The sequence below is a fragment of the Streptomyces sp. NPDC058864 genome, from assembly GCF_042742985.1.
In the GTDB taxonomy this organism is placed as follows: Bacteria; Actinomycetota; Actinomycetes; order Streptomycetales; family Streptomycetaceae; genus Actinacidiphila.
In genome coordinates this window covers 65,723-78,268 of record NZ_JBHYMQ010000007.1, presented here as the reverse complement: position 1 = coordinate 78,268, position 12,546 = coordinate 65,723, and the positions used below count along the sequence as shown (strand labels likewise).

Sequence of the window (12,546 nt, the reverse complement as noted above, 5' to 3'; positions counted from 1 at the left end):
GACCCCATTGGTCCCGTGACGTCATGATTGCCCCATGGATCCGGGGTAACGATCGAGCCACACGCCTTCACAGGGTGAGGAAGGCCGCCCCCAGGAGCGCGGCGCCGGCCGCGGCGGCGGTCCAGGCGGTGCGCGGCCAGCGCAGGCCCCCGGCCAGGACCAGGGCGGCGAGGAGGAGGGAGCCGCCCAGCGGGATCCAGGCGTGCAGCACGCCGGCGAGCCCGCTGCGCACCACGTCGTCGGTGCCGGGCTTCACCGCGACCGCTATCCGCTCGCCCGTGCGGTGGGTGACCGCCTTGTCGATCGTCACCTTCCCGCGGACGGAGCCGAGGCCCTCGGGCACGAAGGGCCCGGTGCAGGTGTCGGCGCCGCAGGTGGAGACCGTCATCGTGCCCTGCTCGCGGCCCTTGGTGAGCATGACGTGCTGGGCGGTCTTCCACGAGGTCCACACCCCGGCCGCGAGCATGAACAGGACCAGTGCGCTCAGCAGGACGATGCGGCCGACCAGCAGCAGCCCCCAGGCGCTCTCGGCGGTGCGGCGGGTGAGACTCCGTTTGACCATGCGGGCGATCCTTGGCCATCGCATGGCACTCGGTCAACCTTTCGATGGTCAACCGTTGTAGGTGCCCTGCGCCCTCTCCAGCCCGTCACAGATGAGCGCCTCGACCGCGTCGGCCGCCCGGTCCACGAACCACTCGAGCTCCTTGCGCTCGGCCGAGGAGAAGTCCTTGAGGACGAAGTCCGCGACCTGCATCCGCCCCGGCGGGCGGCCGATGCCGCAGCGGACCCGGAGGTAGTCCGGGCCGAGGGACTTGGTGATCGACTTCAGGCCGTTGTGGCCGTTGTCGCCGCCGCCCTTCTTCAGGCGCAGGGTGGCGTAGTCGATGTCCAACTCGTCGTGCACCGCGACGAGGTTGCCGAGCGGCACCTTGTAGAAGTCGCGCAGCGCCGTCACCGGGCCGCCGGAGAGGTTCATGTACGTCATCGGCTTGGCCAGCACGACGCGGCGGCCGCCGATGCGTCCCTCGACGACCTGGGACCGGCTCTTGTGGGTCTTGAAGCGCCCGCCGATCCGTTCGGCGAGCAGATCCGCGACCATGAAGCCGATGTTGTGCCGGTTGCCGGCGTACTCCGGGCCGGGGTTGCCCAGACCGGCCACCAGCCAGGGCCCCTCGGGGGCGCTTTCCGCTGCGCTCATGCTCATGACGTCCATTCAACAGGACCGCCGCCCCGCTCCTGACGGAGCGGGGCGGCGGCCGGGAACCGCGTACTGCGCGGTACTTACTCGGCAGCGGCCTCGGTGCCCTCGCCCGCGGCCTCCTCGCCCTCGCCCTCGGCGGGAGCCTCGGCCTGGGCGGCGACGACCTGGAGCACGACGGCGTCCTCGTCGACGGCCAGCGTGGTGCCCTTGGGCAGGACGATGTCCTTGGCGAGCACGGAGGTGCCGGCCTCCAGGCCCTCGATGGAGACGGTGACGCCCTCGGGGATGTGGGTCGCCTCGGCCTCGACCGGCAGCGCGTTGAGCACGTGCTCCAGCAGGTTGCCGCCCGGGGCCAGCTCGCCCTCGGTGACGACCGGGACCTCGACGGTGATCTTCTCGCCGCGCTTGACCGCGAGCAGGTCGACGTGCTCCAGGAAGCCCTTCAGCGGGTCGCGCTGCACGGCCTTGGGGATGACCAGCTCGGTGCCGTCACCCTCGATGGCCAGGCTGATCAGCACGTTGGGGGTGCGCAGCGCGAGCAGCAGGTCGTGACCCGGCAGGGTCACGTGCTTGGGGTCCTGGCCGTGGCCGTAGATGACGCCGGGGACCAGGTGGTCGCGGCGGACGCGGCGGGCGGCGCCCTTGCCGAACTCGGTGCGCAGCTGCGCGGTGATCTTGACCTCGGACATGTGGATCACACTCCTCGTGGAGACGACGGGACTTCTGTCGGTCGCCCAGCCCACGACGGGCCGTTCCACTTGCGAGGAGCGCGTCGATAACGGAGTCCGCCGCCGAAACGGAAACGGCCTCCCTCGCCGAGCAACTCGCAGAGTCTACCCGGCGGGGAGGCCGCCCCGGAAATCGATCAGAGCGCGATGCGCGTGATCAGTGCGAGTCCTCGAACAGGCTCGTCACGGAGCCGTCCTCGAAGACCTCGCGGACCGCGTTGGCGATCGTCGGCGCGATGGACAGCACCGTGATCTTGTCGAGGTCCAGCTCACCCGGCGTCGGCAGGGTGTCGGTGAAGACGAACTCGCTCACCTTGGAGTTCTTCAGCCGGTCCGCGGCCGGGCCGGACAGGACGCCGTGGGTGGCGGTCACGATGACGTCCTCGGCACCGTTGGCGAACAGGGCGTCCGCCGCGGCGCAGATGGTGCCACCGGTGTCGATCATGTCGTCCACCAGGACGCAGATGCGGCCGCGCACGTCACCGACCACCTCGTGCACGGTGACCTGGTTGGCGACGTCCGGGTCGCGCCGCTTGTGGACGATGGCCAGCGGCGCGCCCAGGCGGTCGCACCAGCGGTCGGCCACGCGCACCCGGCCGGCGTCGGGGGAGACGACGGTCAGCTTCGAGCGGTCGACCTTCGCGCCCACGTAGTCCGCCAGGATCGGCAGCGCGAACAGGTGGTCCACCGGGCCGTCGAAGAAGCCCTGGATCTGGTCGGTGTGCAGGTCGACCGTGAGGATCCGGTCGGCGCCCGCGGTCTTCAGCAGGTCGGCGACGAGACGGGCCGAGATCGGCTCGCGGCCGCGGTGCTTCTTGTCCTGGCGGGCGTACCCGTAGAACGGCACGACCACGGTGATGCGCTTGGCGGAGGCCCGCTTCAGCGCATCGATCATGATCAGCTGCTCCATGATCCACTTGTTGATGGGAGCGGTGTGGCTCTGGATCACGAAGGCGTCCGAGCCGCGCGCCGACTCCTCGAAACGGACGTAGATCTCACCGTTCGCGAAGTCGAAGGCCTTCGTCGGCACAAGGTTGACGCCCAGCTCACGTGCCACCTCCTCCGCGAGCTCGGGGTGTGCGCGGCCGGAGAAGAGCATCAGCTTCTTCTCACCGGTCGTCTTGATCCCGGTCACTGCACCGTCTCCTTGGTGTTCAACGCAGCTTCGCCTTCGGTCAGGGGAGCTGGCGGAATTGTGTGCACCTCACACGGTACGCGTTGCGTGGCGCGACCGCGCACGTGGGGAAGGCCACTGCGACCGCCGCCCCCTGCCGACGCGTCGCCGGTCAGGCCTCCGGGTCGGCCTGGCGGGCCTGTTCGGCGGCGTGGGCCGCGGCGCTGCCGGGCCGCTTCCTGGCCACCCAGCCTTCGATGTTGCGCTGCTGGCCGCGTGCGACGGCGAGCGAACCGGCCGGCACGTCCTTGGTGATCACGGAGCCCGCGGCGGTGTAGGAGCCGTCCCCGACTGTGACGGGCGCCACGAACATGTTGTCGGAGCCGGTGCGGCAGTGGGAGCCGATCGTGGTGTGGTGCTTGGCCTGCCCGTCGTAGTTGACGAAGACGCTGGCGGCACCGATGTTCGTGTGGTCGCCGATCGTCGCGTCCCCGACGTACGACAGGTGCGGCACCTTGGTGCCCTCGCCGACGGTGGCGTTCTTCATCTCGACGTAGGTGCCGGCCTTCGACTTCGGGCCGAGCCGGGTGCCCGGGCGCAGGTACGCGTACGGGCCGACCGTGGCGGCCTCGCCGATCTCCGCGTCCACGGCCACGGTGTTGCTCACCGTGGCGCCGGGGCCGACCAGGGTGTCGGTAAGCGTGCAGTTGGGGCCGACCTCGGCGCCCGAGGCGAGCCGGGTCGCGCCGTACAGCTGGGTGTTGGGCAGCACGAGGGTGTCGGGCTCGAACTCCACCGTGACGTCCACCCAGGTCGACGCCGGGTCCATGATCGTCGCGCCCTCCAGCATCGCCCGGCGCAGCAGGCGGTCGTTGAGGGTGCGGCGGGCCTCGGCGAGCTGCACGCGGTTGTTGATGCCGGCGATCTCGTGGTGGTCCTCGGCGACCGAGGCGCCGACGCGGTGGCCCGCCTCGCGCAGGATGCCGAGGGTGTCGGTGAGGTACTCCTCGCCCTGGGCGTTGTCGGTGGTCACCTTGGCCAGCGCCTCCACCAGCAACTGCGCGTCGAAGGCGAACACCCCGGAGTTGATCTCGCGCAGCGCCCGCTGCTCGTCGGTGGCGTCCTTCTGCTCGACGATCGCCAGCACCGAGCCGTCCTCGCCGCGCACGATCCGGCCGTAGCCGGTCGGGTCGGGCACCTCGGCGGTCAGCACGGTGACGGCGTTGCCGTCGGCGGCGTGGGCCTCGACCAGGGCGCGCAGGGTGTCCGGGGTGAGCAGCGGGGTGTCCCCGGCGGTGATCACCACCGTGCCGGTCAGCTCCGGGAGTTCCGCGAGGCCGGCCCGGACCGCGTGCCCGGTGCCGTTCTGCTCGTGCTGCACGGCGGTGCGGACCGCGGCGTCGGTCTCGGCCAGGTGGGCGGTCACCTGCTCACGGGCGTGGCCGACGACGACCAGCAGGTGCTCGGGTTCCAGGGCGCGGGCCGCGGCGACGACGTGTCCGACCAGGGACCGGCCGCTGATCGCGTGCAGGACTTTGGGGGTTGCCGACTTCATGCGGGTGCCCTCGCCCGCGGCAAGGACGATGACGGCAGCCGGGCGGTGGGCGCTCACGGAACGGGCTCCTCGGCATGGGGTGACGGTCACCCGAAGGATACCGGGGCGTTTCGGGCGGTGAACGCGGAAGGGTCGCGGCGGTTGCCGCGACCCTCCGTTCCGTGCTCCGCTGCCAGGATTCGAACCCGGACTTAAGGGACCAAAACCCTCAGTGCTGCCGTTACACCACAGCGGATGGAAACCCCGGCCGAACAGGACATCCCGTCAGGGTGCCGTCCGGCCCCCACCACTATGCCGCACCGACCGCCTCCAATGCGACGAGAAAGATCGGCACTTCCCTTTCCCGAACATGGGTACATGTGCCAAGAGCCGTATTCCCGCCGACACGCGTGCTCTGTTCGGCCTTCACTTAGCCCTGCCATACTTACGAAGCCGTAAGTTACGGTGGCGTAGCCCCCGACCTTCATTGAGGGACCACCATGACCACACAGACCGACGTGATCACCGAGTCCCCGGAACCCGGGGCCGGCGACGGGGCCCCGCTTCCCCGCGCCACCCTCGGTGCTGACAAGAAGCAGTCACTCGAGCAGATCACCCTCGGACTCTTCATCGGCATCCCCTTCCTCGCCCTCGTCGCGGCGATCCCGCTGGCGTGGGGATGGGGCCTGAGCTGGCTCGACCTCGGCCTGATGGTGGGGATGTACTTCCTCGGCTGTCACGGCATCACCATCGGCTTCCACCGCCACTTCACCCACGGCTCGTTCAAGGCCAAGCGCCCGCTGAAGATCGCCCTGGCGATCGCCGGGTCGATGGCCGTCGAGGGGCCGGTCGTGCGGTGGGTCGCCGACCACCGCAAGCACCACAAGTTCTCCGACGCCGACGGCGACCCGCACAGCCCCTGGCGCTACGGCGAGACCGTCCCCGCCCTGATGAAGGGCCTGTGGTGGGCCCACATGGGCTGGCTGTTCGACGAGGAGCAGACCCCCCAGCACAAGTACGCCCCCGATCTGATCAAGGACCCGGCGATCCGCCGGATCAGCCGTGACTTCTGGCTGTGGACGGCCGTCTCCCTGCTGCTCCCGCCGCTGATCGGCGGCCTGGCGACGATGTCCTGGACCGGTGCCGCCACCGCCTTCTTCTGGGGCTCCCTGGTCCGCGTGGCCCTGCTGCACCACGTCACCTGGTCGATCAACTCGATCTGCCACGCGGTCGGCAAGCGGCCCTTCCGCTCCCGCGACAAGTCCGGCAACGTCTGGTGGCTGGCCGTGCTCTCCTGCGGCGAGTCCTGGCACAACCTGCACCACGCCGACCCCACCTCCGCCCGGCACGGAGTGCTCCGCGGTCAGATCGACTCCAGCGCCCGCGTCATCCGCTGGTTCGAAATGCTCGGCTGGGCCAGTGACGTACGGTGGCCGACCGCTGACCGGATCGCGGCCCGCCGTAAGGAGAGCGTCAGCGAAGCGGCATGATTGACGGGTGAGCGACGGCAGAAGCAGCAGCAGGGGCAGCGAGGGCGCGCCGTCGCGGCGCACCCGGCGGGTGCGCATGACGGGCAAGGAGCGCCGCGAGCAACTCCTCGACGTGGGGCGCACGCTCTTCGCCGAACGCGGTTTCGAGGGGACCTCCGTCGAGGAGATCGCCCACAAGGCGGGTGTGTCCAAGCCCGTCGTGTACGAGCACTTCGGCGGCAAGGAAGGCCTCTACGCCGTCGTCGTGGACCGCGAGATGCGGTGCCTGCTGGACATGGTCACCGGTGCCCTCACCGGTGGCCACCCCCGCGAACTGCTGGAGCAGGCGGCCTTCGCCCTGCTGGACTACATCGAGCAGTACACCGACGGCTTCCGGATCCTCGTACGGGACTCCCCGGTCGCCCAGTCGACCGGCACCTTCGCCTCGCTGATCAGCGACATCGCCACCCAGGTGGAGGACATCCTGGGCATGGAGTTCAAGCAGCGCGGCTTCGACGCCAAGCTCGCCCCGCTCTACGCCCAGGCGCTGGTCGGGATGGTCGCGCTCACCGGGCAGTGGTGGCTGGACGCCCAGAAGCCCAAGAAGGCGGAGGTCGCCGCCCACCTGGTCAACCTCTCCTGGAACGGGCTCTCCGGGCTGGAGCCCAGGCCCCGGCTGATCGGCCACCGCAAGAACTGACGCCCGCGCCTCCGCTCCGCGCACACATGACGAGGGCGGTGCCTCCCCGCGGGGAGGCACCGCCCTCGTCATGTCCGGCGGCCGGGGTCAGCCGGTGTTGCGCAGGCCCGCCGCCACGCCGTTGACCGTCAGCAGCAGCGCGCGGGCGAGCAGCGGGTCGGGCTCCTCCCCGCGGGCGGCGGCCTCGCGCTGCCGGTGCAGCAGTGCCACCTGCAGGTAGGAGATCGGGTCCAGGTAGGCGTCCCGGATCCGGAAGGTCTGCTGGAGCACCGGCTGCGCGTCCAGCAGCTCCGCCTCACCGGTGATCCGCAGCACCTCGGCGACCGTCAGCTCGTGCTCGGCCTTGATGACGTCGAAGACGTGCTTGAGGTCTTCGGGCACCAGGGTGCCGACGTAGTGTTCGGCGATCCGCAGGTCCGTCTTCGCCAGCGTCATCTCGACGTTGGACAGGAAGTTCCGGAAGAAGTGCCACTGCTCGTACGCCTCGGCGATGTCCGCCTCCCGGCCCGCCTCGCGAGCGGCCTTCAGGCCCGAGCCGACACCGAACCAGCCCGGCACGATCTGCCGCGACTGCGTCCAGCCGAACACCCACGGGATGGCCCGCAGCCCGTCGAGCCCCGCCCCGCTGTCCGGGCGGCGCGAGGGGCGTGAGCCCAGGTGCAGCTCGGCCAGCTGGTCCACCGGCGTGGAGGCGAAGAAGTACGCCGGCAGGTCCGGGTCCTCCACCAGCCGCCGGTACACGGCGTGCGCGGCGTCGGAGACCACGTCCATGGCCGCGTCCCAGCGCGACAGCGCCTCCTCGGACTGGCGGGGCGCGGTGTGCAGCGCCGAGGCCTGCAGCGTGGCCGCGACCGTGAGCTCCAGGTTCTCCCTCGCCAGGGACGGGATCAGGTACTTGTCGGAGATGACCTCGCCCTGCTCGGTCACCTTGATCTCGCCCTCCAGCGTGCCCCACGGCTGCGCCAGGATCGCGTCGTGCGTCGGGCCGCCGCCCCGGCCGACGGTGCCGCCGCGGCCGTGGAAGAGCCGCAGCCGCACCCCGTGGCGGTGCGCCACGTCGCGCAGCCGCCGCTGGGCCCGGTGGATCTCCCACTGCGAGGTGGTGATGCCGCCGAACTTGGACGAGTCGCTGTAGCCGAGCATGACCTCCTGCACGTCGCCGCGGAGCGAGACGAGCTTGCGGTAGGAGGGGTCGGAGAGCATCTCGTCGAGCAGCCGGTCCGCGACCTTCAGCTCGTCGGTGGTCTCCAGCAGCGGCACGATGCCGATCTTGGCGACCCCCGCGTGCAGGTCGACCAGCCCGGCCTCGCGGGCCAGCACCGCCGCCGCGAAGACGTCGTCGGAGCCCAGGCACATCGAGATGATGTACGACTCGACGACCTCCGGCCCGAACCGCTCGAAGGCCTCCCGCACGGTGTGGAAGACGCCCAGGGTCTTGGCCCCCGCCGCGTCCAGCGGCGCCGGGGACGGCGCCAGCGGACGCCGCGAGCGCAGCTCCTTGGCCAGCAGCCTGCGCCGGTAGTCCCGCGGCATGTCCGCGTACCGCCAGGACTCCTCGCCCAGCCGGTCGAAGAGCTGGCCGAGTGCGTGGTGGTGGGCGTCGGCGTGCTCGCGGACGTCCATCGTGGCCAGCTGCAGACCGAACGCGGCGAGCGTGCGGATGGTGCGGTCCAGCCGGCCGTCGGCGATCAGCTCGCCGCGGTTGGCGCGCAGCGAGTCCTGCAGCAGACGCAGGTCGGCCAGGAGGTCACCAGTGCCCAGGTAGTCCCGGCCGGGCGCGTGCGGCGTGCCCCCGGCCAGCCGGTCCCGGGTGTTGAGCAGCTTCTGCCGGATGCAGGTCGCCTTGAGGCGGTACGGCTCCTCCGCGTTCAGCCGCTTGTAGCGGGGGCTGATCTCCGGGAGGCGCTGCAGGTCCTGCTCCAGGTCGGCCAGCAGCTCGGGCGAGGCGCCGGAGTTGCGGATCGAGTTGGACAGCGCCGCGCGCAGGTCGTCGACCAGTTCGAGGGCGTCGGTGATGCCGTGCTCGTGCTGCAGGATCAGCACGTCCCAGGTGACCTGCGGGGTCACGTTGGGGTTGCCGTCCCGGTCGCCGCCGATCCAGGTGCCGAAGGTCAGCGGGCGGGTCTCCGCGGGCAGCGGCACGCCGACCCGCTCCAGCTCGACCGCCAGGTCCTCCAGCACGTCGCCGACCGCGCCGGCGTGCAGCTCGTCCAGGTAGTAGATGGCGTTGCGCGCCTCGTCCGCGGGCTCGGGGCGCACGACGCGCAGTTCGTCGGTCTGCCAGAGGAGGTCGATGTTCTCCGCCAGCCGCAGGTCGCTGCGGCGGCGGTCGCCGCCCGCCGCACCGGACTCGTCCAGCAGGACGGCGATCACCCGCAGCTTGTTCAGCACGCTGCGGCGGGCCGCCTCGGTCGGGTGGGCGGTGAAGACCGGACGCACGTTCAGGTTGCGCACCGTCTGGCGCAGGTGCTCCGGGTCGGCGTCCTTGAGCAGGTCGGCCGTACGGGCCAGCAGCCCGCCGTCGGTCGCCCGGCGGGACCGCAGCTCACGGCCGCGGTGCACCTGCTCGGTGACGTTCGCGAGGTGGAAGTAGGTGGAGAACGCCCGTACCAGCTTGGCCGCGGTCTCCAGATCGGTCTCGCCGAGCAGGGCGGCGGCGGCCTCGCCGTCGCTGCGGGTCAGGGCCCGCACCCTCTCGACCAGGTCGAGGAGCTCCGGGCCCTCCTGCCGGACGAGCGTCCCGCCGAGGAGATCTCCCAGGCGGCGGATGTCCGCGCGGAGGGGGGCGCTGCCGGTCGTGTTGTCGGCGCTGCTCACAGGTGCGGCTCCTAGTGCAGTGGAATGGTCGGCGGCATTGTCCGGACCGCGCTGTCCGACGGCACAAGGATAGATCCGGGCCGCTCCCCGGAACGGGGCTGACCGCCAGGCGGACACCGTCGCGTCTAGGCTGGTCCGTATGAGTACGACGGGGGAGTACGTACCGGACGGGGCCGGCGGACGAAGCCGGGGGGCCGCCGGGCCGTGGTGGTGGCCCAGACGGCGCAGCATGGTGCTCGACGTCTCCCTGGCCTTCGTCTCGGCCGTGGAATGCCTCCTGGAAGGCGCGGCCTTCGCGGAGAAGACCGGGATCTCGCCGGTCGTCACGGGTCTGTTCGGTCTGCTGGTCGGCTCGGTACTGGTGCTGCGCAGGCGCTGGCCGGTGCTGGTCGTCCTGGTCTCCATCGCCGTCACGCCCGCCCAGATGGGCATCCTGCTCAGCATCGTCGGCCTCTACACCCTGGCCGCCTCCGACGTACCGCGGCGGATCATCGCGGTGCTGTCGGGGATGACCATGCTCGGCATGCTGATCGTCACCTTCCTGGAGATGCACGGTGACCTCGGCGGCGCCGCCTACCACGCGCCGCTGGCCGTGGTCGCCCTCACCTCGGTCCTCGCGGCGGTCGGCGTCACCGCCCCGCCGGTGCTGCTCGGCCTGTACGTCGGCGCCCGGCGCCGCCTCGTGGAGAGCCTGCGGGAACGGGCGGACGGCCTGGAGCGCGAGCTGTCGCTGCTCGCCGAGACGGCCACGAGCTCCGCGGAGCGCGCCCGCATGGAGGAGCGCACCCGCATCGCGCGCGAGATGCACGACGTCGTCGCGCACCGGGTGAGCCTCATGGTCGTGCACGCGGCCGCGCTCCAGGCGATCGCCGTCAAGGACCCCGAGAAGGCCTCGGCCAGCGCACAGCTCCTCGGGGACATGGGGCGCCAGGCGCTCAACGAACTGCGCGAGATGCTGGGTGTCCTGCGGACGGAGCCGGCGGCGGCGCGGACGGCGTCCGCGGCGGCGTCCGTCTCCCCGGCGTCGGTGGTACGCGTGGCGGCCGTTGCGGAAACGATTGCGCCCTCGTCGCCGGGCGCGGCGGGTGCGGCGGCCGCGGCATCCGTCGAGGCGGAGGATGGCGAGCAGGGGCCGTGCCTGGCCGAGCTCAGGGGGCTGCTCGACGAGTCGCGGGCCGCCGGGATGGACGTCGATCTCACGGTGGAGGGGGAGGAGCGTCCACTGGCGGCACGGGTCGAGGCCACGGTCTACCGCGTCGTGCAGGAAGCGCTCACCAATGTGCACAAGCACGCACCCGGTGCGCGGGCCCGCATCCGCCTCGCCTACCGCGAGGCTGAGGTCGCGGTCCTCGTGCAGAACGGGCCCTCCGACGGCGCGCCCGCGCTGGTGCTTCCCAGCGGGGGCAACGGGCTGGTCGGCATGAAGGAGCGTGTCACGGCGCTCGGCGGGGGGTTCGCCGCCGGCACGACCCATGAGGGCGGGTTCCGCGTCTCCGCGATGCTTCCCGCGTAGCGGTCCGGCCCGGGGTGCGGTGCCCCTTGCGGCGGGTTGTCTATGCGCGGGTTCGTCTCGCGTCCTTCGGGCGCGGGACGGCGGGACGGCCGAACCGCCGACGTCACCAGCCGTCCCGCCCGGCGGTCACGTCGTGAGGCGGTGGGGGCGCGAGCCCGTCATGAGGGCGCCCAGGGCCGCGTCGATGGTGGCCCCCAGGTAGTAGTCGCCGGTGTGGTCGACGCAGTAGACGCGTCCCTCCGCGTCGATCGCGAGCTGCCCCTGCCCCGCGGACTCCTCCCCGAGCGGAGCGACCTCCGTGTCGAGCGCCGTGCCCAGGTCGCCGAGCGTGCGCGCGAGGTGCAGCCCGTGGAGCGGGTCCACGTGGACCGTGCTGGGCGCGACGTGGCGGCCGGGGGAGGAGACGGCGGGCACGGTCAGGCCGCCGAACTCGGCCCAGGCCTCGACCGCGGCGGGGAAGACGCTGTGCTGATGGCCGCCGGGGGAGATGTGGGCGCGGAGCGTGTCGGCCCAGACCTCGGCCTGCCGGATGTCCCAGCGGCCGGGCTGCCAGCCGGCGGAGCGCAGGGCCGTGTCGACGCCGACGGGGAAGCGGGTCGAGTTCATTCGGAGCCGGCTCCCGGGTCGAAGGCGCGGACGCCGAAGTGTGCGAGCAGTGCCTGGCAGGAGCGGCAGGGCGGGGCGTAGGTGCCGTGGGCGGGGTCGCCGTCCTCGCGTATGCGGCGGGCGGTGAGCTTGGCGCCCTTGAGGGCCTTGCGGGCCTCACCGGCCGTGAGCGGCTTGCGCGCGGCGCGCTTGCTGCGGGCGCCGTCGACGGTGGTGAGGTGGCGGGAGAGCAGCACCGGCTCGGGGCAGCGACCGGTGAAGCGCTCACGCTGGGCGACGGGGAGGGCGTCGAGGACGTCCTGGACGAGCGGGTGCAGCGGCGGCGGCTGGTCGGCCTTGACGCCGGTGCAGGTGAGGACCTCGTCCTTGACGGACAGCGCGGCGGCGACCGCGGGCAGGATCCCGTCGCGCCGGTGGCGCAGCACCGGTGGCGCGGGCGCTTCGTCGGCTCCCCAGTTGAGCCGCGGGTCCGCGGCGTCTCTCGTCAGCATCTTCGTACGGCCCTCCGATCCGTCCTCACGGGGAGGACGTCCCCCTATGTGCGTAAGACTGCCAAACGGACAAGGCGTTACGGAAGTCGGTTGTGAGGTGAGAGGTTTATTTTGTGCCGGATGTCACGGCACGGTGGGGGGATGCGTGACGACGTCCGATGTGCTGCCGCAGTGGTGCCCCTTGCGTTGGCCAGTGGTTGTACGGATAGTAGCGCCGGCCCGGACGAAAAGGGTGCCAAGCCCCGGGAGAACGGCCGGGATTCGGCCACCGCCCCCACGGACGTGGGCACAACGCACCCTCACCGGAGCCGGGTTGGGCCGCCCCGCACCGGTGACCGGAACCAGCCGGAGCGCCTATTGCCACACCCCATAG

Annotated in this window: 11 protein-coding genes and 1 tRNA gene; 3 read left to right on the top strand and 9 right to left on the bottom strand. The window is 71.6% G+C overall.

The annotated features are described in order from the left end of the window. Positions 1 to 67: 67 nt before the first annotated feature. The 6 genes from ACFW3D_RS08090 to ACFW3D_RS08065 all read right to left on the bottom strand — a co-directional run bounded on the left by ACFW3D_RS08090 (position 68) and on the right by ACFW3D_RS08065 (position 4,833). A complete protein-coding gene (locus ACFW3D_RS08090; protein ID WP_500502681.1) occupies positions 68 to 562 on the bottom strand; it encodes a hypothetical protein in 495 nt (164 codons plus the stop codon). Positions 563 to 610: 48 nt separating this feature from the next. Continuing rightward, complete coding sequence (gene pth, locus ACFW3D_RS08085; protein WP_500502679.1) at positions 611 to 1,213, bottom strand: aminoacyl-tRNA hydrolase; 603 nt, start codon at positions 1,211 to 1,213, stop codon at positions 611 to 613. A gap of 68 nt (positions 1,214 to 1,281) precedes the next feature. Beyond that, on the bottom strand, positions 1,282 to 1,890 hold the full coding sequence (locus ACFW3D_RS08080) for a 50S ribosomal protein L25/general stress protein Ctc (RefSeq protein ID WP_500502677.1): 609 nt from the start codon (positions 1,888 to 1,890) through the stop codon (positions 1,282 to 1,284). 196 nt (positions 1,891 to 2,086) lie between these two features. Further along, positions 2,087 to 3,064 (bottom strand): ribose-phosphate diphosphokinase, encoded by a 978-nt coding sequence (locus ACFW3D_RS08075; RefSeq protein ID WP_500502675.1) that lies wholly within the window; start codon positions 3,062 to 3,064, stop codon positions 2,087 to 2,089. Between the two features lie 151 nt (positions 3,065 to 3,215). Continuing rightward, positions 3,216 to 4,655, bottom strand: coding sequence for a bifunctional UDP-N-acetylglucosamine diphosphorylase/glucosamine-1-phosphate N-acetyltransferase GlmU (glmU, locus tag ACFW3D_RS08070; protein WP_500502673.1), 1,440 nt, complete (start codon positions 4,653 to 4,655; stop codon positions 3,216 to 3,218). 107 nt (positions 4,656 to 4,762) lie between these two features. Then, positions 4,763 to 4,833, bottom strand: a tRNA-Gln gene (locus tag ACFW3D_RS08065). 244 nt (positions 4,834 to 5,077) lie between these two features. On the opposite strand from ACFW3D_RS08065, the gene ACFW3D_RS08060 reads away from it, so the two are divergent. Together ACFW3D_RS08060 and ACFW3D_RS08055 are read left to right on the top strand one after the other, a co-directional pair. Further along, positions 5,078 to 6,067 (top strand): acyl-CoA desaturase, encoded by a 990-nt coding sequence (locus ACFW3D_RS08060; RefSeq protein ID WP_500502671.1) that lies wholly within the window; start codon positions 5,078 to 5,080, stop codon positions 6,065 to 6,067. A gap of 76 nt (positions 6,068 to 6,143) precedes the next feature. Beyond that, complete coding sequence (locus tag ACFW3D_RS08055) at positions 6,144 to 6,746, top strand: TetR/AcrR family transcriptional regulator (RefSeq protein ID WP_018559808.1); 603 nt, start codon at positions 6,144 to 6,146, stop codon at positions 6,744 to 6,746. An 87-nt stretch (positions 6,747 to 6,833) separates the two neighbouring features. On the opposite strand, the gene ppc is transcribed toward ACFW3D_RS08055, so the two are convergent. Further along, positions 6,834 to 9,563, bottom strand: coding sequence for a phosphoenolpyruvate carboxylase (ppc, locus tag ACFW3D_RS08050; protein ID WP_500502668.1), 2,730 nt, complete (start codon positions 9,561 to 9,563; stop codon positions 6,834 to 6,836). Positions 9,564 to 9,702: 139 nt separating this feature from the next. On the opposite strand from ppc, the gene ACFW3D_RS08045 reads away from it, so the two are divergent. Beyond that, positions 9,703 to 11,076 (top strand): sensor histidine kinase, encoded by a 1,374-nt coding sequence (locus tag ACFW3D_RS08045; RefSeq protein ID WP_500502666.1) that lies wholly within the window; start codon positions 9,703 to 9,705, stop codon positions 11,074 to 11,076. Between the two features lie 126 nt (positions 11,077 to 11,202). Here ACFW3D_RS08045 and ACFW3D_RS08040 read toward each other — a convergent pair whose 3' ends face one another. Next, the gene (locus tag ACFW3D_RS08040; protein ID WP_500502664.1) at positions 11,203 to 11,682 is read right to left on the bottom strand and encodes an SUKH-3 domain-containing protein; all 480 of its coding nucleotides are present in this window, start codon (positions 11,680 to 11,682) and stop codon (positions 11,203 to 11,205) included. Next, entirely contained in the window at positions 11,679 to 12,173 is a 495-nt protein-coding gene (locus tag ACFW3D_RS08035) for a YwqJ-related putative deaminase (protein WP_500502662.1), read from the bottom strand. Before ACFW3D_RS08035 ends, ACFW3D_RS08040 begins: the two co-directional genes overlap by 4 nt. Positions 12,174 to 12,546 lie beyond the last annotated feature (373 nt).